Source organism: Myxococcus llanfairpwllgwyngyllgogerychwyrndrobwllllantysiliogogogochensis (assembly GCF_006636215.1).
Classification (GTDB): Bacteria; Myxococcota; Myxococcia; order Myxococcales; family Myxococcaceae; genus Myxococcus; species Myxococcus llanfairpwllgwyngyllgogerychwyrndrobwllllantysiliogogogochensis.
The window spans coordinates 1-436 of sequence record NZ_VIFM01000794.1 but is presented as its reverse complement, the minus strand read 5'-3'; the positions used below and the strand labels follow the sequence as shown (position 1 = coordinate 436).

The 436-nt window shown below is 64.0% G+C and carries 1 protein-coding gene; it reads right to left on the bottom strand.

Annotation, left to right across the window (positions count from 1 at the left end; all coding sequences use genetic code 11):
- The coding region (locus tag FJV41_RS50555; RefSeq protein ID WP_220138023.1) for a hypothetical protein at positions 1–436 on the bottom strand (436 nt) is incomplete at both ends.

Genomic DNA, 436 nt, shown 5'->3' with positions numbered 1-436 from the left:
ATCAAGATCTCCAGAGGCGCGAATAACTGTGGGTCGCAGGCCAGCAGCGGCGCCAGCTCGCCCAGACCGGGCAGCGACTGCCAGCCGGCGATGCGCCGCTGACGCTCATCATCGGCATACTGCAGGTCGGGATCCGCAATGTCTGCCTGCCATGCTCCCGGCGGCGGGGCGAACAGCTCCGCGGGTGCCTCCTCTTGCTGGGGCATACCGGGGATCCAGCGCACCGGAAAGCCCTGGGCCGCCTGCAGGACGGCAATCGCCCGCGCCTGGAAGCCGACGAATCCGATAATCTGGTTGAACAGAATAATGTCCCGACTGGTTAAGCCCACTTCGTCCAGCTGGCTACGGGAGAGAGCGTTAATAACCGAGGGCGAACCGGCAAGCTGACGAGCATATTGCGTGATTTGCGCCAGACGACGGTTGCTCTCACGCGAGG